24 protein-coding genes are annotated in these 21,815 nt (G+C 69.8%); 11 read left to right on the top strand and 13 right to left on the bottom strand.

The window, feature by feature from the left end:
* Window positions 1-110 precede the first annotated feature (110 nt).
* Both J7E25_RS10590 and J7E25_RS10585 read left to right on the top strand, forming a co-directional pair.
* On the top strand, window positions 111-878 hold the full coding sequence (locus J7E25_RS10590; protein ID WP_214870127.1) for a GntR family transcriptional regulator: 768 nt from the start codon (window positions 111-113) through the stop codon (window positions 876-878).
* A gap of 188 nt (window positions 879-1,066) precedes the next feature.
* Window positions 1,067-2,044: a phosphotransferase gene (locus J7E25_RS10585; RefSeq protein WP_214870126.1), complete on the top strand. Its 978-nt coding sequence runs from the start codon at window positions 1,067-1,069 to the stop codon at window positions 2,042-2,044.
* Window positions 2,045-2,086: 42 nt separating this feature from the next.
* Here the strand turns inward: J7E25_RS10585 and J7E25_RS10580 are convergent, their stop codons facing one another.
* Together J7E25_RS10580 and J7E25_RS10575 are read right to left on the bottom strand one after the other, a co-directional pair.
* Window positions 2,087-2,977: a CoA ester lyase gene (locus J7E25_RS10580; RefSeq protein WP_214870125.1), complete on the bottom strand. Its 891-nt coding sequence runs from the start codon at window positions 2,975-2,977 to the stop codon at window positions 2,087-2,089.
* Window positions 2,967-4,394 (bottom strand): cation:dicarboxylate symporter family transporter, encoded by a 1,428-nt coding sequence (locus tag J7E25_RS10575; protein WP_214870124.1) that lies wholly within the window; start codon window positions 4,392-4,394, stop codon window positions 2,967-2,969. Before J7E25_RS10575 ends, J7E25_RS10580 begins: the two co-directional genes overlap by 11 nt.
* Window positions 4,395-4,563: 169 nt before the next feature.
* Here J7E25_RS10575 and J7E25_RS10570 point away from each other — a divergent pair, with 169 nt between their 5' ends.
* The 3 genes from J7E25_RS10570 (at window position 4,564) to J7E25_RS10560 (ending at window position 7,242) form a co-directional block, all read left to right on the top strand.
* The gene (locus J7E25_RS10570; protein WP_214870589.1) at window positions 4,564-6,198 is read left to right on the top strand and encodes an ATP-binding protein; all 1,635 of its coding nucleotides are present in this window, start codon (window positions 4,564-4,566) and stop codon (window positions 6,196-6,198) included.
* Entirely contained in the window at window positions 6,191-6,904 is a 714-nt protein-coding gene (locus J7E25_RS10565) for a response regulator (protein WP_214870123.1), read from the top strand. Before J7E25_RS10570 ends, J7E25_RS10565 begins: the two co-directional genes overlap by 8 nt.
* Before the next feature lie 110 nt (window positions 6,905-7,014).
* On the top strand, window positions 7,015-7,242 hold the full coding sequence (locus tag J7E25_RS10560; protein WP_214870122.1) for a hypothetical protein: 228 nt from the start codon (window positions 7,015-7,017) through the stop codon (window positions 7,240-7,242).
* Window positions 7,243-7,269: 27 nt separating this feature from the next.
* Here J7E25_RS10560 and J7E25_RS10555 read toward each other — a convergent pair whose 3' ends face one another.
* Both J7E25_RS10555 and J7E25_RS10550 read right to left on the bottom strand, forming a co-directional pair.
* Complete coding sequence (locus tag J7E25_RS10555) at window positions 7,270-8,139, bottom strand: LLM class flavin-dependent oxidoreductase (protein ID WP_214870121.1); 870 nt, start codon at window positions 8,137-8,139, stop codon at window positions 7,270-7,272.
* Between the two features lie 626 nt (window positions 8,140-8,765).
* Complete coding sequence (locus J7E25_RS10550; RefSeq protein WP_214870120.1) at window positions 8,766-9,965, bottom strand: NAD(P)/FAD-dependent oxidoreductase; 1,200 nt, start codon at window positions 9,963-9,965, stop codon at window positions 8,766-8,768.
* A 75-nt stretch (window positions 9,966-10,040) separates the two neighbouring features.
* On the opposite strand from J7E25_RS10550, the gene J7E25_RS10545 reads away from it, so the two are divergent.
* The 3 genes from J7E25_RS10545 (at window position 10,041) to J7E25_RS10535 (ending at window position 12,197) form a co-directional block, all read left to right on the top strand.
* Window positions 10,041-10,514, top strand: coding sequence for a MarR family winged helix-turn-helix transcriptional regulator (locus tag J7E25_RS10545; protein ID WP_214870119.1), 474 nt, complete (start codon window positions 10,041-10,043; stop codon window positions 10,512-10,514).
* Between the two features lie 99 nt (window positions 10,515-10,613).
* Window positions 10,614-11,270, top strand: a complete 657-nt coding sequence (locus tag J7E25_RS10540; RefSeq protein ID WP_214870118.1) for a heme oxygenase (biliverdin-producing) — start codon at window positions 10,614-10,616, stop codon at window positions 11,268-11,270.
* A 183-nt stretch (window positions 11,271-11,453) separates the two neighbouring features.
* Entirely contained in the window at window positions 11,454-12,197 is a 744-nt protein-coding gene (locus J7E25_RS10535) for a DedA family protein (RefSeq protein WP_214870117.1), read from the top strand.
* 69 nt (window positions 12,198-12,266) lie between these two features.
* Here the strand turns inward: J7E25_RS10535 and J7E25_RS10530 are convergent, their stop codons facing one another.
* The 4 genes from J7E25_RS10530 to J7E25_RS10515 all read right to left on the bottom strand — a co-directional run bounded on the left by J7E25_RS10530 (window position 12,267) and on the right by J7E25_RS10515 (window position 14,899).
* Complete coding sequence (locus tag J7E25_RS10530; RefSeq protein WP_308164504.1) at window positions 12,267-12,944, bottom strand: pyridoxal 5'-phosphate synthase; 678 nt, start codon at window positions 12,942-12,944, stop codon at window positions 12,267-12,269.
* Window positions 12,941-13,855 (bottom strand): cation diffusion facilitator family transporter, encoded by a 915-nt coding sequence (locus J7E25_RS10525; RefSeq protein ID WP_214870115.1) that lies wholly within the window; start codon window positions 13,853-13,855, stop codon window positions 12,941-12,943. Before J7E25_RS10525 ends, J7E25_RS10530 begins: the two co-directional genes overlap by 4 nt.
* Before the next feature lie 97 nt (window positions 13,856-13,952).
* Complete coding sequence (locus J7E25_RS10520; protein WP_214870114.1) at window positions 13,953-14,489, bottom strand: NAD(P)-dependent oxidoreductase; 537 nt, start codon at window positions 14,487-14,489, stop codon at window positions 13,953-13,955.
* Complete coding sequence (locus tag J7E25_RS10515; RefSeq protein ID WP_214870113.1) at window positions 14,486-14,899, bottom strand: NAD(P)-dependent oxidoreductase; 414 nt, start codon at window positions 14,897-14,899, stop codon at window positions 14,486-14,488. Before J7E25_RS10515 ends, J7E25_RS10520 begins: the two co-directional genes overlap by 4 nt.
* Window positions 14,900-14,980: 81 nt before the next feature.
* Between J7E25_RS10515 and J7E25_RS10510 the strand changes: the two genes are divergently transcribed.
* The gene (locus J7E25_RS10510) at window positions 14,981-15,916 is read left to right on the top strand and encodes an RNA polymerase sigma-70 factor (protein ID WP_214870112.1); all 936 of its coding nucleotides are present in this window, start codon (window positions 14,981-14,983) and stop codon (window positions 15,914-15,916) included.
* 42 nt (window positions 15,917-15,958) lie between these two features.
* Here the strand turns inward: J7E25_RS10510 and J7E25_RS10505 are convergent, their stop codons facing one another.
* The 5 genes from J7E25_RS10505 to J7E25_RS10485 all read right to left on the bottom strand — a co-directional run bounded on the left by J7E25_RS10505 (window position 15,959) and on the right by J7E25_RS10485 (window position 19,529).
* Complete coding sequence (locus J7E25_RS10505; protein ID WP_214870111.1) at window positions 15,959-16,327, bottom strand: cupin domain-containing protein; 369 nt, start codon at window positions 16,325-16,327, stop codon at window positions 15,959-15,961.
* A gap of 88 nt (window positions 16,328-16,415) precedes the next feature.
* Window positions 16,416-17,030: an RdgB/HAM1 family non-canonical purine NTP pyrophosphatase gene (gene rdgB, locus J7E25_RS10500; RefSeq protein ID WP_214870110.1), complete on the bottom strand. Its 615-nt coding sequence runs from the start codon at window positions 17,028-17,030 to the stop codon at window positions 16,416-16,418.
* Window positions 17,031-17,035: 5 nt separating this feature from the next.
* Window positions 17,036-17,806: a ribonuclease PH gene (rph, locus tag J7E25_RS10495; protein ID WP_214870109.1), complete on the bottom strand. Its 771-nt coding sequence runs from the start codon at window positions 17,804-17,806 to the stop codon at window positions 17,036-17,038.
* Window positions 17,803-18,648, bottom strand: coding sequence for a glutamate racemase (murI, locus tag J7E25_RS10490; RefSeq protein ID WP_214870108.1), 846 nt, complete (start codon window positions 18,646-18,648; stop codon window positions 17,803-17,805). The genes rph and murI overlap by 4 nt, the downstream gene beginning before the upstream one ends.
* An 11-nt stretch (window positions 18,649-18,659) precedes the next feature.
* Window positions 18,660-19,529, bottom strand: a complete 870-nt coding sequence (locus tag J7E25_RS10485) for a LysR family transcriptional regulator (RefSeq protein ID WP_214870107.1) — start codon at window positions 19,527-19,529, stop codon at window positions 18,660-18,662.
* Between the two features lie 68 nt (window positions 19,530-19,597).
* Here J7E25_RS10485 and J7E25_RS10480 point away from each other — a divergent pair, with 68 nt between their 5' ends.
* Window positions 19,598-20,488 carry a DMT family transporter gene (locus J7E25_RS10480; protein ID WP_214870106.1) on the top strand — a complete coding sequence of 297 codons (891 nt, stop codon included), beginning with the start codon at window positions 19,598-19,600 and terminating at the stop codon, window positions 20,486-20,488.
* 4 nt (window positions 20,489-20,492) lie between these two features.
* Window positions 20,493-21,812: a nicotinate phosphoribosyltransferase gene (locus J7E25_RS10475; protein ID WP_214870105.1), complete on the top strand. Its 1,320-nt coding sequence runs from the start codon at window positions 20,493-20,495 to the stop codon at window positions 21,810-21,812.
* Window positions 21,813-21,815: the final 3 nt, after the last annotated feature.

The following is a 21,815-nucleotide window of genomic DNA, read 5'->3' as shown; positions in this document are numbered from 1 at the left end:
CGAAATCATGTCCTAACAATAACACAAGGCTCTTTCACCGCAAGATGACGGAACTGGAAGAGGAGCACATAAGATTGACAGAACATCTTGCTGACGTGCGGGGGAACACTATGGCCGGCGAGGAAACCTACTGGCCCGACGAGCTCTTCGCGGACCTCGACCGCACGGGTCCCGTGCCCCTCTACTTCCAGGTATCCACACGGCTCGAATCGGCCATCAGCTCAGGGGCGGTGCCCGCCGGCGCGCGGCTCGAGAACGAGATCTCGATCGCCCAGCGGCTGGGCCTGTCCCGTCCGACGGTTCGGCGTGCAATCCAGGAGCTCGTCGACAAGGGCCTGCTCGTGCGCCGCCGCGGCATCGGGACCCAGGTCGTCCAGGGACAGGGACAGGTCACCCGGCAGGTCGAGCTCACCAGCCTCTACGAGGATCTGAAGAACGCAAATCACGAACCCGGCACCCAGGTGCTCGCCCACGAGATCGTCCCGGCGACGGAGATCGTCGCCGAGAGTCTTGGCGTCGCTCCCGGCGACGAGGTCGTCTACCTGCGCCGCCGGCGCAGCACCGACGGCGTCCCCGTCGCCGTGCTCGAGAACTACCTGCCGGCGGAGTTCGCCGACATCACGACCGAGCAGCTCGAGCAGCGCGGTCTCTACCAGATCCTTCGCGCCCGGGGCGTCACGATCCGGATCGCACGGCAGAAGATCGGCGCACGCCGCGCCCAAGGTGACGAAAGCGACGTGCTCGACATCGACCGCGGCGGCCCGGTGCTGACGATGGAGCGTGTCGCGTTCGACAGCTCAGGTCGCGCCATCGAGTACGGCCACCACTGCTACCGCCCCGACCTCTACAGCTTCGAGACCACCCTCGTCGCGAAGTGACGGGTCGCCGCCGGCTCAGTCTTCGCGAGCATGACGCCCGCGACGAGCTCGCGATCGCGGAACAGCACGACATCCGTTCGCCACTCATGGCGCTCCGGTCGCCGTTCGCGTCACCGCACGGATGCCGCCGACCGGGCGGCTCTCAACCGAAGTTTGTCGAGCGTCGAGCGGCCCGCCATACTCTTCGTGTGACGGGACGATACGAAGCCGATCCGGCGACTCTCAAAGACCTGCTCGCCCCGCTCGGCGACGTGCAGGCGCTGGAGACTCTCGGCGGGGGTACGTTCGCCACTGCGGTGCGCGCGACCTTCGCCGACGGCTCACGTTCCGTCGTCAAGATGGTGGCCGCGGACACCGGTCGGATGAGCACCTACGAGAAGGGGATCCTCGGCACCGAGGCACGCATCTTCGGCATGCTCGCCGACAGCGGCGTGCCCGTGCCTCGGGTGCAGCTGACCGACTTCACACGTACACGGCTCGCAGCAGACGTCGTGGTGACCGAGCACCTGCCGGGCGCGGCGTGGAACGATCTCTCCCTGGGCGACGACGAGCAGCGCACGCTCCGCCGTGAGCTGGGCGCAGTGATGACTGCCGCGCATCGCGTCACAGCGCCGCACTTCGGATATCCGGCGCCCGAGTCAGGACTCTCCGGCGACACCTGGCGGGAGGCGTTCGGGCTGATGGTCTCGGCGGCACTGGCGGATGCCGACCGCTGGGGCGTGCCGCTGCCCGATGACGGCGTGCGGGCGGCGTTGGCGGCGCACGCGGCATGTCTGGACGAGGTGATCGCGCCGGCAGTGGTGCACGCGGATCTATGGCCCGGCAACGTGTTCGTCGACGAGACCGAACTGCGCATCGTCGGGATCATCGACACCGAGCGGACGGTGTGGGCGGATCCGCTGCTCGACCTGGTCGGCGCGGAGCAGTTCTCGGCGGCTCCACCCGATGAGGACATCGTCGCCGGTGACACGGCAGCGGGCGGCGTGCTGGCAGACCTCCTCTCGACGGAAGGCGGGCAGGCGCGACTGCACCTGTGCCGGATGTACTACGCCATCCTGCTCGTCACGGAGGTCACGATCCGCGGGTATGAGGGCGATTTCGCGGTCTGGTACGAGACCACGGCACGGGCGAATCTCGACTCCGCTCTGGAACGTCTCGGCTGCTGACCGCTCTGCTCGCAGCTGGCGTCGGCTGCACGCGATCCGAGGTCAGTTCGCGTAGTCGGAGACGTGCACAGCCGCGGCATCCGCCTCGATGCTGAACGCCTCGGCGGCCGCGCAGATCGCACGAGCGCGGGCGATACGGGGCAGGTCGCTGCCATCGCGGATGCCGCAGCGCTCGAGCGTCTCGAGCACGCCGAGCGCCCAGGCCAGCTCGTCACCAGACGGGCTGAGTGCCGTGTTCACCGCGGCCACCTGCTCCTCTCGGAGGCAGAGGCGGCCGGTCATGCCGAGCGATGCCGCATGCCGCGAGGCGCCCTCGAGCACCGCGGCGTCGCGCGGCACGGTCGGTCCGTCGATCGGGCCGGGCAGGTCCGCCGCGCGGCTCGTGCTGACGAGGCGCGACCGCGCGTAGAGCAAGGCGAGCGGGTCGTCGGCCGCGCCGGTGTCGCGCCGGAAGTCGCCGCTGCCGAATGCGAGTCGGGTCACGCCGGGAGCCTCGGCGATGTCGAGCGCCGCCTCGACGCCCCGCGCGCTCTCGACGAGGGCGACGATCGGCAGCGCGCCATCGAGGGCGTCCACAGTGCGCCGCACATGGTCGAGCGCCTCCACCTTCGCGAGCATGACGCCCGCGACGAGCTCGCGACCGCGCAGCAGCGCGACATCCGTTCGCCACTCATCGGAAGCCGCGTCGCCGATGCGCACCCACGGGCGCAGTCCTGAATCGGCGGCCGCGACCAGGGCACGACGTGCGCGACCCTTGTCGGCACCCGCCACGCCGTCTTCGAGATCGACGATGACCACGTCGGCAGCGGATGCCGCGACGCGGTCTGCGAGGTCAGGCGCGGAGCCCGGCACGAGCAGCCACGAGCGGGCGAGCCCGGCGGGCACCGCGGATGCGGTGCCCGCCGGGGCCGAGACGGCTGAATCAGCGGCCACGGCCCTGACCCGCCTTCTCCTCCTCGAGCTCCCCCACGATGGCCGCGATAGCTGCCGTCGACGGGCGCTCTTCGCGCTCGAGCTCGGCCTGCTCGTCAGGTGAGAGGTGGTCGTCGACGCTCATCGTCGACTCGTCGAACGGCCGATCGCCGGCGAGCACGCTCGTCAACTGCTCGCGGTCGAGCTGCTTCGTCCACGTGCCCACGAGCAGCGTGGCGACGGCGTTGCCCGTGAAGTTCGTGAGCGCACGCGCCTCCGACATGAAGCGGTCGATGCCCACGATCACGCCGACGCCGTCGACGAGGTCGGGGCGGTGCGCCTGCAACCCGCCGGCGAGCGTCGCAAGGCCCGCGCCGGTCACGCCGGCCGCACCCTTCGAGGCGACGATCATGAACAGCAGCAGGCCGATCTGCTCGCCGAGCGCGAGCGGCGTGCCCATGGCGCTCGCGATGAACAAGGAGGCCATCGTCAGGTAGATCGCCGTGCCATCGAGGTTGAACGAGTAGCCCGTCGGCACGGTTATGCCGGCGACCGACTTCGAGACGCCGATGTGCTCCATCTTCGCGATGAGGCGCGGCAGGGCGACCTCGCTCGACGACGTCGACACGATGAGCAGGTACTCGCGGCCCAGGTACTTCATCATGCGGAAGATGTTGACCCGCGCCACCGCCCACAGCAGCGATCCCAGCACGCCCACGATGAAGATCGCGCACGTGATGTAGAAGGCGATCATGAGGGTGCCGAGGCTGATGATGGCCGCGACGCCCGTGGCGCCCACGACCGCCGCGATGGCACCGAATGCGCCGATCGGCGCCACCCACATGATCATCGCGAGGATTCGGAACACGAGCGCCTGGATCTGGCGGACCGCTCCGAGGATCGGTGCGCCCTTCGAGCCCATCTTCTGCAGCGCGAAGCCGACGAGCAGCGCCACGAACAGCACCTGCAGGATGTTGCCCTCGGTGAGCGACGACAGCAGCGACACGGGGATGATCCCGAGGAGGAACTCGGTCGAGGTCTTCGGCTCGAGCGTGCTGGTGTCATACGAGGCGCCGGCGATGTTCAGGCCCTCGCCCGGGTGGATGATGTTGCCGACGACGAGGCCGATGCCGAGCGCGAACGTCGACATGATCATGAAGTACAGCAGCGCCAGGCCGCCGACCTTGCCGACGGTCGCCGCCTTCGCGATCGATCCGACGCCGAGCACGATCGTGCAGAAGATGATCGGGGCGATCATCATCTTGATGAGCAGCACGAAGGCATCGCCGATGGGCTTCAGGCCCAGTGCGAACTCGGGAACGACGAGTCCGACGGTGACGCCGGCGAGCACGGCGACGATCACCGCGATGTAGAGGTAGTGCGAGGATTCGATCCTTCGCCGGGGCTTCGTGCCTTCGGTGCGAGACTGGAGCGCCATTGCCGTCCCTGCCTTCCTTGGTCGGTCATCGCCGGTCGGCGACGAACTTCGGGATATCGACCAAGGATGCGATGACGGATGCCGCGACATCCGCTTGTGTTCATACTGTTCGCGGTGCTCGATCGCTCCGCCTGTCTAGAGTGATGACGAGCAGCGTTGCGAGGTGAGCATGAAGCAGTGGATCCGGGGCTGGAGCATTGCCGCGAAGCTCTTCGCGCTGCAACTCGTGATGATCGTGGCGCTCGCGACGCTCGCCGTGCTCTGGATCTGGGCTGACGCCCGCGCCGACGTCGAACGGGATGCCGCTGCGAAGAGCCTCGCGGTGGCCGAGACGCTCGCCGCCGACCCGTTCGTCGAGACCTCGCTCGGCACGACCGATCCGACGGCCCGCTTGCAGCCCTACGCGGTCGACGTGATGGCCGATGCGGGCGTGGACTTCATCACGATCATGGCGCCCGACCGCACCCGCTACACGCATCCCGACCCCGCGCAGATCGGCAAGGAGTTCCTCGGCAACATCGACCGCGCCCTCGAGGGCGACGCGTTCACCGAGACGTACACCGGCACCCTCGGCCCGTCGGTTCGGGCGGTCGTGCCGATCGAGACCGACGCAGGTGAGCTGATCGCGCTCGTGGCGGTGGGCGTCACCGTCTCGAACACCGAGGTGGCGCTCGGTGGCCGCATCGCGACCGTCATCGCCGCGGCTCTCGCGATGATCGGCATCGGCGCGGTCATCGCGTGGCTCCTCAGCCGGTACCTGCGGCGCGTCACCTGGGGACGCGGCGCGGAGGAGATGAGCCGCATGTTCTCGTACTACGAGGGCGTGCTGCACTCCATCGGCGAGGGCCTCGTGCTGCAGGACCGGTCGAACGCGATCGTGCTCTACAACGACCGCGCCGCCGAACTGCTGGGGTTGCCGCGACGCGACCGTCGGGACCCGGGCCACGCAGCGGTGCCGCTCGCCGATCTCGATCTGCCGCCCGCCGTCGCCGAGGTGTTCGGGCGCAGCGACGCGGTCGTCGACGAGATCGCGATCACCCCGACGCACGTGCTCGTGATCGATCGCGACCTCATCGTCTCGCAGGATCGCGGTCGTGGTGGCGGTCTCATCGGATCCGTGACGACGCTGCGCGACCACACCGAGCTGCAGGAGCTCACCGGCGAGCTCGAGACGATGACGACCTTGTCCGACGCCCTTCGCTCGCAGACCCACGAGTTCGCGAACCGGCTGCACACGATCATCGCCCTCATCGAACTGGACCGGGCAGCGGATGCCGCGGCACTCGCGAGTTCGGAGCTCGCGCTCAGCCAGGCCCTCGCCGACCGCCTGCTGTCGGCCGTCGAGGAGCCAGTGCTCCTCGCCCTCCTCCTCGGCAAGGCGGCGCAAGCGAGCGAACGCGGCATCGCGTTCGAGATCGACCTGCCCGCCAGGCTCGAGGCGACGTCGGTGCCCGCCCGCGACCTCATCACGATCGTCGGCAACCTCATCGACAACGCGCTCGACGCGGCGGCGGCGACCCCGGCGCCGCGCGTCGACGTCGCCGTGGAGCTGACGACGCACGAACTGCGCATCGCGGTGAGCGACGGCGGCGGCGGGCCTGCCGACGCCGATCGCGTCTTCGAGCTCGGTGTCACAACGAAGCGAGCGGCCGGTCACGGCATCGGACTCGCGCTCGTGCGCCAGACCGTCGTGCGTCTCGGCGGCCGCATCGGCGTGCACGGGTCGACATTCGAGGTGACGCTTCCGGTCACCACGTCGTCGGCGACGCCGGCTGCTGCAGCTCGGGAGGTTCCGGATGCCTGAACCGCACGTGTCCGCACCGATCCGGGTGCTCGTCGTCGAGGACGAGCCGGTCACCGCAGAGGCGCACGCCGCGTATGTCGCGCGAGTCGACGGATTCACCGTCGCCGGCATCGCCCACACCGGCCATGAGGCGATCCGGCTGCTCCGCGACTCGAGGGAGGGCCGCACTCCCCCGATCGACCTCATCCTCCTCGACGTGAACCTGCCCGACACGACGGGCATCGACCTCTGCCGTTCGCTCCGTGCATCGGGCATCGAGATCGACGTGATCGCGGTCACCGCGGTGCGCGACGCGGCGGTGGTGCGCTCCGCGGTCTCGCTCGGCATCGTGCAGTACCTCATCAAGCCGTTCAACTTCGCGGCCTTCGCCGAGAAGTTGCAGGCCTATCGCGACTATCACGGCCGGGTGGGTTCCGCCGTGGTCACCGACCAGCAGGAGGTGGATGCCTCATTCGCAGCGCTACGCACCTCGTCGAGCGCCGACCTCCCGAAGGGCCTCACTCGCGAGACCCTCGATCGGGTACGCGCGGCCGTGCGCGACTCCCCCGCCGGCGCGATGTCGGCGGCCGAACTCGCGGCCGAACTCGATCTCTCGCGCGTCACCGCGCGGCGCTACCTGGAGCACCTCGCCGACACCGGCATCGTCGAACGTGCCGGCCGTTACGGCACGCCCGGGCGCCCGGAGGTCGAATACCGCCGTCGCTGAGCTCTTTCCGCGCAATCCAGGGCACGAAGGTATGAATCGGGCGCAGCGCAAGCCTCTGCCGGTCGGCAGGCCGTCGAGGTACGTTCGTGTCAGAGGAGAGGAACGTGATCATGGCTGATTTCGTTGACCCGATCAAGGAACCACTGAAGACGCACCTCGACCGCGACGCCGATGCGCCGCTCGATCCGGATTTGGACAACGACGACGTGCTCACCTCCGCCGAAGCCGACCGGCGCGCGGCGGCGGCCGGTACCAAGCCGGAGGACGGCACCGAGGTGACGAGCGCGAGCGAGGGCGATCCGCTCGACGACACCACGCCCGTCGACAACCTCGAATAAGCACCACCGAGCTGGGGCCGCCGCTCGTCACGCCCGCGGCGGGCCGGCGCGCACGCGGTCGCGTGCGTAATCGGCGACCCGGTCGGCCGCGACGCCCCAGTCGGCTTCGAGCCACCACGTGACGCCTGCGTCGGCCCACGGGCGCACGATCGCGGCATCCGCTGCTGCATCGGTGCCGCTCGTGGTGCCCTCTTGCACGACATCGAACGGGCGATCGGCGAGGCCGGCCTGTTCGCGTTCGGCGCGGATCCACGCGATCGCCTCGGCGGCGATCTCGGGGGTGTAGGTGCGCTGTTGCTCGACGGGATCGATGCCGTCAGCTCCAGGCGGTGCGTAGTTGGGGATCCACCCGTCGTACCGGGCGACCCGGCGCATCGAGCGCATGCGCGGCCAGACGCCGACGACCCACGTGGGGATGCGCGGCTGCTGCACGATGGCGGGCGGCAGCATCGAGTCAGTGCGGTGCGCGTGGTAGTGCTCGCCCACGTACTCGAACGGCTCGCCGCGCCAGAGGGGCTGCAGGAGCTCGAGTCCCTCGTCGAGGAGCTCGGCGCGCACCTTGCGGCCGGGGTCGTCTTCGAAGATCCAGAAGCGAGCCTCGACGTCGGCCGGCACCCCGAGCCCCGCCGAGAGGATGACCCGGCCATTCGAGAGCCGGTCGACCGTCATCGTCTGCCCGGCGAGCTCCCACGGGCGGCGGCGCGGCACGGGCGTGAGCATGGTGCCGAGACGGATTCGGTCGGTGACCATCGCCGCGGCCGCGAGCGTCGCCCACGGATCGGTCGCCCAGATGCCCTCCCACACGAAGAAGGCGTCCCAGCCGGATGCCTCGGCGAGCGGCGCGAGCTCGACCGCCAGGTTCGGATCGGTGCCCGTGAAGATGAACCCGTGTTTCATGCGATCGACGCTATCCCCGACCGCCGACAGCCGTGGCTGGGCCGCCCTCATCGGCTCGCGCGAGTCGCGGGGTCGGGCCGCCGAGGAGCAGGCAGAGCGGATGAGGCAGAACCGCGCTCGTCACGGCGTGTCGCTGCCCCCGCGCCGGCGCGTCGCCCGATTCTGCCTCATCCGACGATGGGAGAGAACAGAAGCGGCGCGGGTGCGGTTCCGGAGCGAGCGAATGACGCCGAGTCGCACGTCGCCGGTCAGGTCGCCGAAGTGCAGGCAGAGCGCACAGTCACAGGCGCACGTGTCGCGGGTCAGGTCGCCGAGCAGCATGCAGAGCACACAGTCGCACGGGCGCACGTGTCGCGGGTCGGGTCACCGAGGAGCAGGCAGAGCGGATGAGGCAGAACCGCGCTCTTCCCGGCGTGTCGGCGCCTCTGCGCTGGCGCGTCGCCCGATCTGCCTCATCCGCGCATGGGCGGGAGGGGGACCCGGCAGACCCCGGAGCGCGGCGCGAGACGCGCAGTGGCGCAGAAGCGCAGTCGCGCAGTGGCGCAGATGCGCAGATGCGGGATGGCGCCGGAGCGACGGATCCCGGCGCGGTCATCCGAAGGAGGGCTGCGGCTCCCGGCATCCGGTCAGCCGATCGGGGCCCGCTGCTCCCACTCGATCGAGTGGTTGTAGAGCCAGTCGTTGCGGGTGTCGTCGCGCGCCTTCTTCAGGAACATCGGCAGCATGGCGTCGCGGATGGCGATGCCGAGCCGCGACTTCGTCACGCGCTTCTGCTTGTTGATGGCACGGGCGTACCCCACGACGGCCTCGGCGCGCGGCTGGCGCAAGCGCTGGTATTCGGCGAACGCAGCACTGTGGTCGGGCAGGTCGCGCAGGCACCGCGCGAGGGTGATCGCATCTTCGAGGGCGAGGGATGCCCCCTGGCCGGCGCTCGGCGAGATGGCGTGCACGGCATCGCCGACGGCCACGACCCGACCGCGGCTCCAGTGCGGCACGTGCGCGAGGTCGTCGATCGGGTACCCGCCCACTTCACCGCTCGCGTGCTCGAGAATCTGCGGTACGGGATACGGATCGTCGGCGTGCAGCTCTCGCAACTCCGCGAGCCACTCCCCCGTGCTCACCTTTCGCAGTGCAGGGCGGTCGGTGGCCGGGTGCGTGATGTTCGCGAACCAGTACACCTCGCTGTCGTCGCGCACGAGGTAGCCGAAGAAGGAGCGGCGGCCGAAGACCATGTGCTGCGTCTCGGGAGTCGCCGCGAGTCCCGGCACGTGCGCGAAGCCGCCGAGGCCGACGAGTCCGCTGTACTCGGGCGCCGGGGCGGCCGGGTCGATGTGCAGGCGCGTGGGCGAGCCGATGCCGTCGGCCCCGATGAGGAGGTCGCCGGTCGCGGTGCGTCCGTCGGCGAACGTCGCGTGCACCGCGGCATCCGTCTCATGAATGGATTCGAGGCGCGCCCCGAAGGTGATCGGGATGCCGGCCTCCTGCACGGCCTCGCGCAACACGCGATGCAGGATGCCGCGGCGCACCACGACGCCGCCGCGATCGGGTTCGCGGGCCGGGCCGTTCGGCACCGTTCCGAGCTGCTTCCCGGTGCTCGACCACATGGCCATGTGCGGAGCGCGGTGCCCTTCACCCACGAGTCGCTCGCGGAGCCCGAGCTGCTCGAGCACGGCGAGTCCGTTACTTGCGACGTTGAGGAACAGTCCTGCGTACTCGTCGGGTTGTTCGGCGGCCTCGAAGATCTCGACCTGCCAGCCGGCACGATGGAGGAAGAGGGCGACGGCGGGGCCGGCGACCCCGCTTCCGATGATGAGTGCTCGTGACATGGGATGCTCCTTGAGTAGACTGTGAGCGAGACTCTCGATTATGGAGTCTCTCGATAGTAGAGAGAATAGGAGCGGATGGCCGAGAAGTCAACGCGCGATCGCGAGATCGAGCGCGCCGGCGAGGTGATGCGCGAGTTCATGGCTCGCGCCGTGCTCTTCCAGGAGGCGGTCGCGAAATGGGGAGGCCTGAACAGCACCGACCTGCAGTGCGCGAGCCTGCTCATGAGCCAGGGCCCGGCGACGCCGGGTGAGCTCGCCGACCGCGCCGGTCTCACCGCCGGCGGAGGCATCACCACCGCGATCGATCGGCTCGAGCGGGCAGGCTTCGTCACCCGCGAACGAGACCCGAACGATCGCCGCCGGGTCATCGTCACGGCGAACTCCGGCGCGATCCTCGAGCGCTTCGGCGAGGTCTACGGCCGGGTCGGTGCCCGCTGGAACGACTACCTCGAAACCCTGAGCGACGAGCAGCTCGCCTTCGCCAACGAGCTCTTCTCGCGTGCCGCCGAGCTGAACCGCGACGAGATCGACCGGCTCCGCGGGCAGTGAAGGGCCTGCGAGAGTGCCACGAATGGCGACATGCGCACTATCGCGGCAGCTTCGTGCGCTCTAGGGTGAGGTAACCCTTACCTAACTCGAAGGCAGCTCATGACGACCGCTCCACCCGCTCTCCGCCCGCACTCCGACGGCGAGCCGATCGACGTCGCGGCCCTCGTGCGCGCGGCCTCCGCCGACGATCACCGCGCCGCCGAGACCCGCGGGTTCATCACAGCGCTCATGGGCGGCGAGCTCTCGCTTGCCGAATACACGCGCTACCTCGCGCAGCTCGCGTGGGTGTACGAGGCCCTCGAGGAACGCGGCACCCACGAGGGCGACCCTGCGATCTTCGATCCGGCACTCGCGCGAATGGCCGCGATCGACGCCGACCTGGCCTCGCTCGAGGCATCCGATTGGCGCACGGCCCACCCGCCCCTGCCCGCGACGGCCGCATACGCAGCGCACCTGCGCGAGATCCAGCGCGATGACGTGCGCTACCTCGCCCACCACTACACGCGCTATCTCGGCGACCTCTCGGGCGGCCAGGCGATCGCCAAGCTCGTCGCGCGCCACTACAGCGCCACGCCCGAGCAGCTCGCCTTCTACCGGTTCGACGTCGCCAGGAGCAGCGCCGAGCGCTACAAGTGGCGCTACCGCGACGCGATGAACGACCTCGCGCTCTCGCCCGAGCAGGTCGAAGTGCTCATCGACGAGGTGCGGGCATCGTTCCGTCTGAACGGTGCGATCTTCGAAGAGCTCGCGGGCTGAGCGACGGATGCCGCGAGCCGGCCTTCGCGTCGCCCCGAACCGCCCTCATCATCCGGGTCATCCTCCGGGATGATTCCCATCCCCCGTTCCGCTCGCACACCCGTCGCCTCGGTAGACTGCAACGACACCGCGCCGCCTTGACCGGCACTCGCCGTGTCCGACGACGACAGGAGCTTTCCGCCCGTGATCAACACCGCGCTCATCCCGTGGCTCGACCCTGAATCGATCATCCAGGGCGCGGGCCCGTGGGCACTCGTCGTCGTCTGCGCCATCGTGTTCGCCGAAACGGGCCTGCTCGTCGGCTTCCTGCTGCCAGGCGACACCCTCCTCGTCATCTCTGGCCTGCTCACCCACACCGTGCTCGTGTTCGGCGTCGACATCTGGTGGGTGTGCCTCGCGATCGGCGTCGCCGCGTTCCTCGGCGGCGAGGTCGGCTATCTTATCGGCCACAAGTTCGGCCCGAGCGTCTTCGAACGCAAGGAATCCGGCCTGTTCAGCGTGAAGAACGTCGAACGCACCAACGCGTTCTTCACGCGCTTCGGCGCACTCGCGATCATCCTCGCCCGCTTCGTGCCGATCGTGCGCACCTTCGCGCCCGTCGCCGCGGGCGTCGGCCACATGAACTACCGGAAGTACTCGATCTACAACCTCATCGGCGCGCTCATCTGGGGCGTGGGGCTGACCTACTTCGGCTTCCTCATCGGCTACATCCCGCCGGTCGCCGACTTCGTACAGGAGTACATCGACGTCATCCTTCTCGGCGCCGTCGTGCTCACGCTCATCCCGACTCTGTGGCACTACTTCCGCTCGGCGAGCAACGCACGCAAGGCCGCGGCCGCCGGCGCCGATGTCGTGACCGACCACGAAGAGGCCGAGCATCTCGCGCTCGACCCGAAGATCTTCGAGCGCCGCGCCGACGAGCACTGAGCGCGCCGTCCGCCGGTCGCGGCACCGGATGCTCCGACCCCGAGCATCGGCGTCGACGCTCGTAGTGCGCTACGGCCAGAGCACGGCCGTGCGCCAGGCGTCGCCGCCGCGGGGCCGCTCGTAGCGCACCCGAACGTGCCGCCGCTCGGGATGCGCCTGCCAGAACTCGACGGACGTCGCGTGCACGCACCAGAGGCTCCAGTCCTCGGCGACGAGCCCGGGATCGGCCTCGACGCGCCGGAGAGCTGCGTCGATCTCTGCGTCGACACCCGCTCGGTCGACGGGGCTTCCGCTGCGTCCGACGAGCGCGACGGCGCGCGCTCCGGCGCCGCGCGCAAGGAAGTCCTCGGCGGCCTGCGCACGGCTGCCGTGCGTGACCTCACCGCGAATCCGCACGCTGCGCGCGAGCGACCCCCAATAGAAGGTGACCGCGGCGCGCGGATTCCCGGCGAGCTGGCGTCCCTTCGCGCTGGCCTCGTCGCTCGCGAACCACCACCCCTCGGGCGTCAGGTCCTTCAGCAGCAGCACCCGCGCATCGGGCAACCCGGCGTCATCCGCCGTGGACAACGTCATCGCGTGCGGTTCGGGCACCTCTGCGTCGACGGCCTCCCGGAACCAGCGCAGAAAGAGCTCATGCGGCCCGGCCGGTACCTCCGCGGGGTCGAACGGCGGCGGCTCGCCGACGAGCGCGGGCAGCGCCCGCAACTCCTCGCGCAGGGTGCGACCGCGCTCCTCCTGCGGGATCACGGATGCTGCGACTGTTCGCGTTCGGCCCGCCCTGCGGGCTCCAGCTGGAACGTCGAGTGCGCGACGTCGAAGTGCGCGTCGAGACATCCGCCGAGCTCATCAAGGAGCTCTCCGGTGCGGCCTGTGGCGAAGACCTCGGGCTCCACCTCGACGTGGGCGCTGAACACGTGGGAACCCGATGTGATCGCCCATACGTGCACGTCATGAACTGCCACAACGCCGTTCGTCTCGAGAATGTGCTCGCGGATCTCGGCGACATCCGTGTCGGCCGGCGCGGACTCGCTGAGCACCCGCATCACGTCGCGGAGCAACAGGAACGCGCGCGGCACCATCAGCACCGCGATGAAGAGCGACGCGACCGCGTCGGCCTGCTCGAAGCCCGTCGTGAGCAGCACGATCGCGGCGACGATGACCGCAACCGACCCGATGAGGTCGCCGAACACCTCGAGGTACGCGCCGCGCATGTTGATGGAGTCCTTCGCGCCACCGCGCAGTACGAGGAGCGCCGCCGAGTTCGCGACGAGGCCCACGGCCGCGATCACGAGCATCAACCCGCCCTGCACCTCGTTCGGCTCGGGCGCCACGAGACGGCCGACCGCCTCGACGGTGACCGAGGCGGCGACCACGAGCAGAATCACGCCGTTGATAAGCGCCGCGAACACCTCGACGCGCTGGTAGCCATAGGTCTGCCGGTCGGTCGCCGGGCGCGCAGCCACGATCACGGCGATGAGCGCGATGATGAGCCCGATCAGGTCGGAGAGCATGTGCCCCGCGTCGGCGAGCAGTGCGAGCGAGCCGCTCAGCCACGCGCCCGCCACCTCGAGCACGAGCACCGTCGCGACGATGCCGATGGCAACCCCCAGCCGGGCGCGGTTCGCGCCCTGCTGCGAGTGATCGTGCGAGTGTCCCATGTCCTCTCCAGCGTAGGCCGCAAATCGCCGGCGGACCCGTGACGGGAATGAGTCGCGTTCTCAGCGGACGCCTGAGGCACCCGGCGCCGGCGGATGCTCAGCCGAGTCCCCTGCGGAATCCCTCGCGCCAGCTCGGCCACGCGGGCTCCCACCCGAGTTCCCGCTTCGCCTTGGCGTTCGACGAGCCGCGCACCTTCGTCATCATCGAGACGCCGTGTTCGCCGATGAGTGGTCGGGCCATCAACGCGGGAACCCGCATCGGCGGTTTCGCGCCGATCGCACGCGCGAGCTCCGGCAGCCACTCCGACACCGGCGCCGGTTCGTCGTCGACGATGTTGTAGACACCCGGCGCGCCGCGCGTGACGGCTGCCGCGGCGGCGGATGCCGCGTCGTCGATATGGCAGAACGACCAGACGCCGGTGCCGCCGCCGACGACCGGGAGCTTTCGCTCCATGACCATCTCGACGACTTCGCCGCCACGCCCGATGGCGTTGCCCGGGCCGTAGAACCCGCCATAGCGCAGCGCCAGCCCACCGGCATCCGTCGTCTGCCGCTCGACATGGCGGATCGCGGCGAGCGTCTCGCGCGACGCCTTCGTCGGAGTCGGGTCGAGCGGGTCCTCCTCGGTCTTCACGGGGCCACCCGTGCGCTCGTACGGCCAGCCGGAGTAGCTCTCTGCGCGATGAAGCGCCCGACGCCCGCCTCGGCGGCGGCCGCGAGCAGGTGGTCGGTGCCGCGGGTGCGCAGCTCGTTCGTCGCGGCGAAGCTCTCGTCGAAGTGCTTCACGTCGCCGACCTGCCCGCTCAGGGCAGTGAGCTGGTGCACGATCACGTCGGGGCGGGCATCGAGCACGGCACGGCGCACGGATGCCGCGTCGCGGCCGTTCATGACGACGCCCGACGCGCCCGCCCGCTGGAGCTCGCCGAAGCGCGCCTCGCTCCGTGACGTGCCGACCACCTCGTGCCCGGCCGCTACGAGCAGCGGCACGAGCCTCGTTCCAACGGCGCCCGTGGCGCCGGCGATGAGCACTCTCATATCGTGCATCCCTTCTCTCACTCCCTACGACGTACGAGCCGGTCGATCTGTGACGGCCACGCCGGAACGCAGGTGTGCCATGCTCGAACCATGGCCGGAGCATCCGTCGCCCACGATCAGTTGCGACCACTGATGTTCTCGATCGCCTACCGCATGCTCGGCAGCGTGGTCGAGGCCGAAGACGTCGTGCAGGAGGCGCATCTGCGCATCGAGGAGCGCCGCGTGGCCGGGCTCGAGATCGAGAATCCTGCCGCATACGCCTCGACGGTCACCACGCGGATCGCGATCGACGCCCTGCGCTCGGCGCGCCGCCAGCGCGAGGTCTACGTCGGCCCGTGGATGCCGGAGCCACTACCCGACGACGACGCCGACCCGGCGCACCGCGTCGAGCGCGATGAGACGCTCTCGTTCGCGTTTCTCGCCGTGCTCGAGCGCCTCGGTCCGGTCGAGCGGGCCGTGTTCCTGCTCCGCGAGGTATTCGCCTACGACTACGCGGCGATCGCCGAGATCGTCGGGCGCGACGAGGTTGCGTGCCGGCAGATCCTCCATCGCGCGAAGGCGCGCATCGCCGAGGGCCGTCCGCGGTTCGAGGCCGCGGAGGAGCGCGATGCCGAGCTGACCGACGCGTTCTTCGCCGCGGTCGAGGCGGGCAACGTCGACCGGCTCGTCGACGTCCTCGCCGACGACGTCGTCTTCTACGGCGACGGCGGCGGCCGCGCGCCCGCGATCCGCGAGCCGATGCACGGTGCACTGGCGGTCGCGCGGTTCCTCGGCGGGCTCGTCCGCCGCGGAACGAGCATGGGGGTGCGGCTCGAGCGGCGTCCGGTCAACGGCGCACCCGCGCTCTGGGTGCGGGGCCCCGACGGCGCTCTGCTCAGCGTGCTCATGGTGCAGTTCGATGCGAATGGCGCCCAGGTGATCGCGAACCAGCTCAACCCCGAGAAGCTCACGCATCTCGGGCCAGTCGGCGACCTCTACGCCCTCATGGGTGGCGGCACCGACGACGGCGACGGCCCGCCGGCGTAGTCCGGAGCCGAGTGCGCCCTCGAAGCTGACGATTGCGATCCGCTATGCCTGGCGCTTGGCGTAGTCGCTCATCCCCTGCCAGTCGATGACGACGCATGCCTCGTCCCCCACAATCCACGCGTCGTGGCCCGGCGGGACAAACATGTAGTCCCCGGCGCTGAACTCATTTTCTTCGCCGTCGTCCATGACGACCTTCATCCGCCCCGACAGGACATAACCCGTGTGGGCGAACTGGCAGCTGTCCGTCTTGGCGATCGGCTTGACGTGTTTGGACCACTGCCAGCCGGATTCGAAAGTGGCCCTGCCGACGGCGCCGGTCTCAACGTTGACGAGCTCGAGTTTTCCCTTCCCATCCTCAAAAGGACGCGTTTCTTCGGGTTCGTTCAGACTCTTGCGGATCATGGCGGCCATGACGGGCTCCTTTGCACCACTATTGAGATGCCCTCACTATGGCAGCGTCCCCTGCGCCCGTCAACGAACCTCCGATCGGGGCTGACGTCTAGGCGTCGCCCGCGATGCGCTCGAGCTCGGGCAGCAGCGCCTCGAACGCGCGGGCCCGGTGGCTCTGCGCGTTCTTCTCAGCCGGAAGGAGCTCGGCCGACGTCACTTCGAGCCCCTCGGGCTCGAAGATGGGGTCGTAGCCGAAGCCGTACGACCCGCGCGGCTCGTAGGCGAGCGCGCCGCGCCATCGACCCTCGGCCGTGAACTCGTGCCCGCCGGCGAGCACCGAGTCGGGCACCACGAGTGCGATCGTGCACCGGAACTCGGCGCCCCGATGGGGCCGGCGGATGTCGCTCAGCTGGTCGAGCAGCAGTCGCACGTTCGCCTCGTCGCCCGCTGCCGACCCGGCCCAGCGTGCGGAGAAGACGCCGGGAGCGCCGCCGAGCACGTCGACGCAGATGCCGGAGTCGTCGGCGAGTGCGATGCGTCCCGTGTGCTGCGCAGCAGCTCGCGCCTTGATGAAGGCGTTCTCGGCGAACGTCACGCCGGTCTCGGCCGGTTCGGGCCCGTCGTACGCATGCACGACGGCTCCCGGCATCCGCTCGGCGATGATGCGCTGGAACTCGGCGACCTTGTGCTGGTTGTGGCTTGCGAGCACGAACGCGAGCGGCATCGAGATCACGCCTCGACTCGGGCGAGCACGGACTGCTGGATGCGGGTGAGCTCGGCGGTGCCGTCGAGCGCGAGGTCGAGCAGCGAGTCGAGCTCCCGTCGATCGAACGGCGCGCCCTCGGCGGTGCCCTGCACCTCGACGAAGAGGCCGCGCCCCGTGGCGACGACGTTCATGTCGGTCTCGGCGCGCACGTCCTCGACGTAGGCGAGGTCGAGCATCGGCACGCCGTCGATGATGCCCACGGAGACCGCCGAGACCGTGTCGATGAGCGGCTTCGCGCGCTGGCCGATGAACTTCTTCTCTCGCGCCCACTCGATCGCGTCGGCGAGCGCGACGTAGGCGCCCGTGATCGCCGCCGTGCGGGTGCCGCCATCGGCCTGCAGCACGTCGCAGTCGATCTGGATGGTGTTCTCGCCGAGGCCCTTGGTGTCGACGACGGCGCGCAGGCTCCGCCCGATGAGCCGGCTGATCTCGTGCGTGCGGCCCCCGATGCGCCCCTTCACCGACTCGCGGTCGTTGCGCGTGTTCGTCGCGCGCGGCAGCATCGCGTACTCGGCGGTGACCCAGCCCCTGCCCTTGCCCGACATCCACCGCGGCACGCCGTTCGTGAACGACGCCGTGCACAGCACCTTGGTGCGGCCGAATGAGACGAGCGCGCTGCCCTCGGCGTGCTCGCTCCAGCCCCGCTCGATCGTCACCACCCGCAGCTCGTCGGCGGTGCGGCCGTCGGCGCGAACGGCGGTGGCGGGCGTAGTGGTCTCGGATGCCTCGGTCATCGGGTCTCCTGTCGAAGCTGTGCATGGTCGGGAAGGGTCACGGCACCCGTCTCCACGAGCTCGACACTCGGGATCTCGGGGCCGATGAGGCGGTGGGCGAGGTCGAGGAAGTCACTCGTCGAGTGCCCCGTCGCCTCGTAGCGGTAGGTGGGCGGCTGCGCGGCGCGGCGCTCCATGCCGGTGCTCACGAGCACGCGGTACACGTCGTTCGCCGTCTCGACATCGCTCGAGACGAGCGTGACCTCCTCGCCCATGACATAGGAGATCGCGCCCTTCAGGAACGGGTAGTGCGTGCACCCGAGCACGAGGGTGTCGATGTCGGCCGTGCGGAGCGGCGCGAGGTACTCCTCGGCCACGGCGAGCAATTCGTCGCCCGTGGTGACGCCGGCCTCGACGAACTCGACGAATCGCGGGCACGCCGCCGAGAACAGCTCGAGGTGCGGGGCCGCCGCGAACGCGTCGTCGTACGCACGCGATGAGATCGTGCCCTGGGTGCCGATCACGCCCACCCGACCACGCCTGGTCGCAGAGACGGCGCGGCGCACGGCCGGCTGGATGACCTCGACGACGGGCACGTCGTAGCGCTCACGGGCGTCGCGGAGCATCGCCGCCGACGCCGTGTTGCACGCGATCACGAGCATCTTCACGCCCTGTGCCACGAGATCGTCGAGCACGGCGAGCGCGTAGCCGCGCACGTCGGCGATCTTCTTCGGGCCGTAGGGCGAGTGCTCGAGGTCGCCGATGTAGAGGATCGACTCGTTCGGCAGCTGGTCTTTCACCGCTCGAGCGACGGTGAGACCGCCGACGCCGGAGTCGAAGATTCCGATCGGTGCGTCCGTCACGACATCCAAGCTTAGGTGAGCACGGCGCCGTCGTAGGCGGCACGGATGGCACGTGCGACTTTCGTGGCCTCCGGATGCCGGTACTGACGGTGCCACGCGAGGTGCACCTCGATCGGCGGCGCGTCCTGAATGCGCACGAAGACGACGCCAGGACGCGGGGACTGGTGGGCCGTCGCCTCGGCGGTGACGCCGATGGCATCGCCCGCCGCGATGAGGTCGAGCCACTCCTCGACATCGCCCGTCTCGGTCATCGACGGCGCCTCGAGCCCTGCCGACGTCCAGAGGGCGGCGCTCGTCGTACCCGTGTGCCGATCGACGGCGACGAGGAACGGCACCAGTTCGGCGAGGCCGACGGCGTCGCGATCGGCGAGCGGATGGTCGACGGGCAGCACGACCATTCGCGGTTCGACGCCGACGAGTTCGGAGTCGAGATCAGACCGTTCCACCGGATGCCGCACCACCGCGAGGTCGACGAGGCCGTCGACGAGGCCGGCATCGCGCCGGTTGATGCGCACGAGTCTCAGGGGCGTCGCCGGGTGCGCCCGATTCCACGCGCGGAGCACGGGCGTGGTGTGCGCGCCGAGCGCGGCCCAGGCGTACCCGATGCGCACGACGGAGCGCTCCCCGCGGGCCTCGGTCACCGCTCGGTCGAGCTCGGCGAGCACGCGGCGGGCCGTGGCCGTGAAGGCGATGCCGGCGTCGGTGGGCTCCACGCGACGTGTCGTGCGGTGCATGAGGGCTGTTCCGAGCTCGTGCTCGAGCGACGCGAGCGACCGGGAGACGCTCGCTTGTGACATCCCGAGCCGATCGGCGGCAGCCGTGAACGATCGCTCGTCGTCGACCGCGACGAGTACCCGCAACTGGCGAAGGTCGATACTCATGCGACAAGCGTATCAATCTACATAGATTGCATTTCTCATTGCACCAATAGCGACGTAGCGTGGCGGGTATGGCACGGGAACGGATCGCAGCGAGCGCTGCCGTCGGCGGCGCCGTGTCGGTGCAGATCGGCGCGGCGATCGGCGCAACGATCTTCCCGCTCGTCGGGCCCGCGGGCGTCGTCGCGCTCCGACAGGCCGTCGCGGCGATCGCACTGATCGCCGTCGCGCGGCCGCGACTCCGCGGACTGCGCTGGTCGACCGTGCGACCCGCCATCCTGCTCGGCCTCGTGCTCGTGGTGATGAACCTCACCCTCTACGGCGCCGTGGAGCGAATCGGCCTGGGACTCGCGGTCACGCTCGAGTTCCTCGGCCCGCTCGCCGTCGCGCTCCTCGGTTCTCGCCGGCGGTTCGACCTCGTGTGCGCCGCCCTCGCCGGGGTGGGCGTCGTGCTCCTCACCGGCACCGTGCCGGGGCTCGACGTCGTGGGGATCCTCCTCGGCCTCGCGGCGGCCGCGGCCTGGGCGGCCTACATCCTGCTGAGCCAGCGGGCGGGACGCAGCCTGCCCGGCATCCAGGGCACGGCGATCGCAAGCCTCGTCGCCGCGATCCTCACGTCGCCGATCCTCGTCATCGTCCTCGTCGGGCTCGATCCGCACGAGCTGCTCCGCGTCGCCGTCGTCGGCCTCGCCGCCGGCATCCTGTCCTCCGCAATCCCCTACTCGATCGACCTCCTCGTGCTCCGGCGCCTTCCCCGCCAGCTCTTCGGCGTGCTGCAGAGCGTGCATCCGGCCGCTGCCGCGGTCGCCGGACTCGTCGTGCTCGGCCAGACGCTCGGGGCATGGCAGATCGCCGGCCTCGTGCTCATCACGGCCGGGAATGCCATCGCCGTCGGACGCGGCACTCCCTCCGCATCCCCGCCTGCACGTCGCCGACCGGCCGAGGTGTCACCGATAGGCTGACCGTGTGACCGGGTCTGCTGCGCTCTTCACCGACCGCTACGAACTGACGATGGTGGATGCCGCACTGCTCGACGGCACCGCGCATCGCGAGAGCCTCTTCGAGGCGTTCGCGCGGCGACTGCCCGACGGACGCAGGTACGGCGTCGTGGCCGGCACGGGCCGGCTGCTCGAGCTCATCGATCGGTTCCGATTCGACGACGCCGACCTCGATTGGCTGCGCGAGCACGAGGTGGTGCGGTCCGCGACGATCGATTGGCTCGCCGACTTCCGGTTCTCGGGCGACATCTGGGGATACCGCGAGGGTGAGGCGTACTTCCCCGGTTCACCGTTGCTCACCATCCAGTCGTCCTTCGCCGAAGCGGTGATGCTCGAGACGCTCGTGCTGTCGACCCTCAACTACGACTCCTCGGTGGCAAGCGCCGCAGCGCGCATGGTCTCGGTCGCGCTCGGCCGGCCGGTGGTCGAGATGGGCTCGCGTCGCACGAGCGAATACGCCGCGGTCGCCGCGGCGCGCGCCGCGTACATCGCCGGCTTCGACGCGACGAGCAACCTCGAGGCCGGCCGCACGTGGGGCATCCCCACGATGGGCACGGCGGCACACGCGTTCACCCTGCTGCACGACTCCGAGGAAGACGCGTTCCAGGCCCAGGTCGACGCGTTCGGCCCGAAGACAACCTTGCTCGTCGACACATACGACATCGCCGAGGGCGTCGATCGCGCTGTGCGGATCGCCGGCCTCGGGCTCGGTGCGGTGCGCATCGACTCCGGCGACCTGCCAACGATCGTCGCCGCGGTGCGCGAGCAACTCGACGAGCTCGGCGCCGTCGACACGAAGATCACCGTCACGAGCGACCTCGACGAGTTCATGATCGCGGCTCTCTCGGCCGCACCGGTCGACTCCTACGGCGTCGGCACGGCAGTCGTCACCGGCTCGGGCTTCCCGGCCGCGGGCATGGTGTACAAGCTCGTCGCGCGGCGCGACGACGCCGGCGAATGGGTGGCCGTGGCGAAGGCGTCAACCCAGAAGCTGAGCGTCGGCGGCCGCAAGAACGCCGCGCGACGGCTCGATTCCATGCGAACCGCCCGTGAAGAGGTGGTGTTCGTCGGCGATGGTCCCGACGGCGAGGCCGAGTTCGAGGCCGGCACGTCGCTTCGTCCACTCATGGTGCGCTTCATGACGGCCGGCGAGGCCGATCCCGCCTACCTCGGCAAGGCCGGCACGGATGCCGCGCGAGCGCATCGTGCCGAGGTCATGCAGGAGCTCCCCATCGACGCGTTCCGCCTCGGGCGCGGCGAAGCGGTGATCCCCACGGTCTACCGCTGACGC

Origin of the sequence: Agromyces sp. ISL-38 (assembly GCF_018613935.1) — a bacterium.
Taxonomy (GTDB): domain Bacteria; phylum Actinomycetota; class Actinomycetes; order Actinomycetales; family Microbacteriaceae; genus Agromyces.
Note: the sequence above shows the minus strand (reverse complement) of the source record. Positions and strands in the feature narration are given on the sequence as shown.

Excerpts from the sequence above, each read along its gene's own strand:
- J7E25_RS10590 (WP_214870127.1), top strand. The coding sequence starts at position 111 with ATGGCCGGCGAGGAAACCTACTGGCCCGACGAGCTCTTCGCGGACCTC.
- J7E25_RS10480 (WP_214870106.1), top strand. The coding sequence starts at position 19,598 with ATGGCACGGGAACGGATCGCAGCGAGCGCTGCCGTCGGCGGCGCCGTG.
- rph (WP_214870109.1), bottom strand. The coding sequence starts at position 17,806 with ATGACCGAGGCATCCGAGACCACTACGCCCGCCACCGCCGTTCGCGCC.
- J7E25_RS10510 (WP_214870112.1), top strand. The coding sequence starts at position 14,981 with ATGGCCGGAGCATCCGTCGCCCACGATCAGTTGCGACCACTGATGTTC.
- J7E25_RS10545 (WP_214870119.1), top strand. The coding sequence starts at position 10,041 with ATGGCCGAGAAGTCAACGCGCGATCGCGAGATCGAGCGCGCCGGCGAG.
- J7E25_RS10550 (WP_214870120.1), bottom strand. The coding sequence starts at position 9,965 with ATGTCACGAGCACTCATCATCGGAAGCGGGGTCGCCGGCCCCGCCGTC.
- J7E25_RS10560 (WP_214870122.1), top strand. The coding sequence starts at position 7,015 with ATGGCTGATTTCGTTGACCCGATCAAGGAACCACTGAAGACGCACCTC.
- J7E25_RS10505 (WP_214870111.1), bottom strand. The coding sequence starts at position 16,327 with ATGGCCGCCATGATCCGCAAGAGTCTGAACGAACCCGAAGAAACGCGT.
- J7E25_RS10515 (WP_214870113.1), bottom strand. The coding sequence starts at position 14,899 with ATGCACGATATGAGAGTGCTCATCGCCGGCGCCACGGGCGCCGTTGGA.
- rdgB (WP_214870110.1), bottom strand. The coding sequence starts at position 17,030 with ATGCCGCTCGCGTTCGTGCTCGCAAGCCACAACCAGCACAAGGTCGCC.
- J7E25_RS10575 (WP_214870124.1), bottom strand. The coding sequence starts at position 4,394 with ATGGCGCTCCAGTCTCGCACCGAAGGCACGAAGCCCCGGCGAAGGATC.
- J7E25_RS10555 (WP_214870121.1), bottom strand. The coding sequence starts at position 8,139 with ATGAAACACGGGTTCATCTTCACGGGCACCGATCCGAACCTGGCGGTC.
- J7E25_RS10565 (WP_214870123.1), top strand. The coding sequence starts at position 6,191 with ATGCCTGAACCGCACGTGTCCGCACCGATCCGGGTGCTCGTCGTCGAG.
- J7E25_RS10570 (WP_214870589.1), top strand. The coding sequence starts at position 4,564 with ATGAAGCAGTGGATCCGGGGCTGGAGCATTGCCGCGAAGCTCTTCGCG.
- J7E25_RS10525 (WP_214870115.1), bottom strand. The coding sequence starts at position 13,855 with ATGGGACACTCGCACGATCACTCGCAGCAGGGCGCGAACCGCGCCCGG.
- J7E25_RS10540 (WP_214870118.1), top strand. The coding sequence starts at position 10,614 with ATGACGACCGCTCCACCCGCTCTCCGCCCGCACTCCGACGGCGAGCCG.
- J7E25_RS10485 (WP_214870107.1), bottom strand. The coding sequence starts at position 19,529 with ATGAGTATCGACCTTCGCCAGTTGCGGGTACTCGTCGCGGTCGACGAC.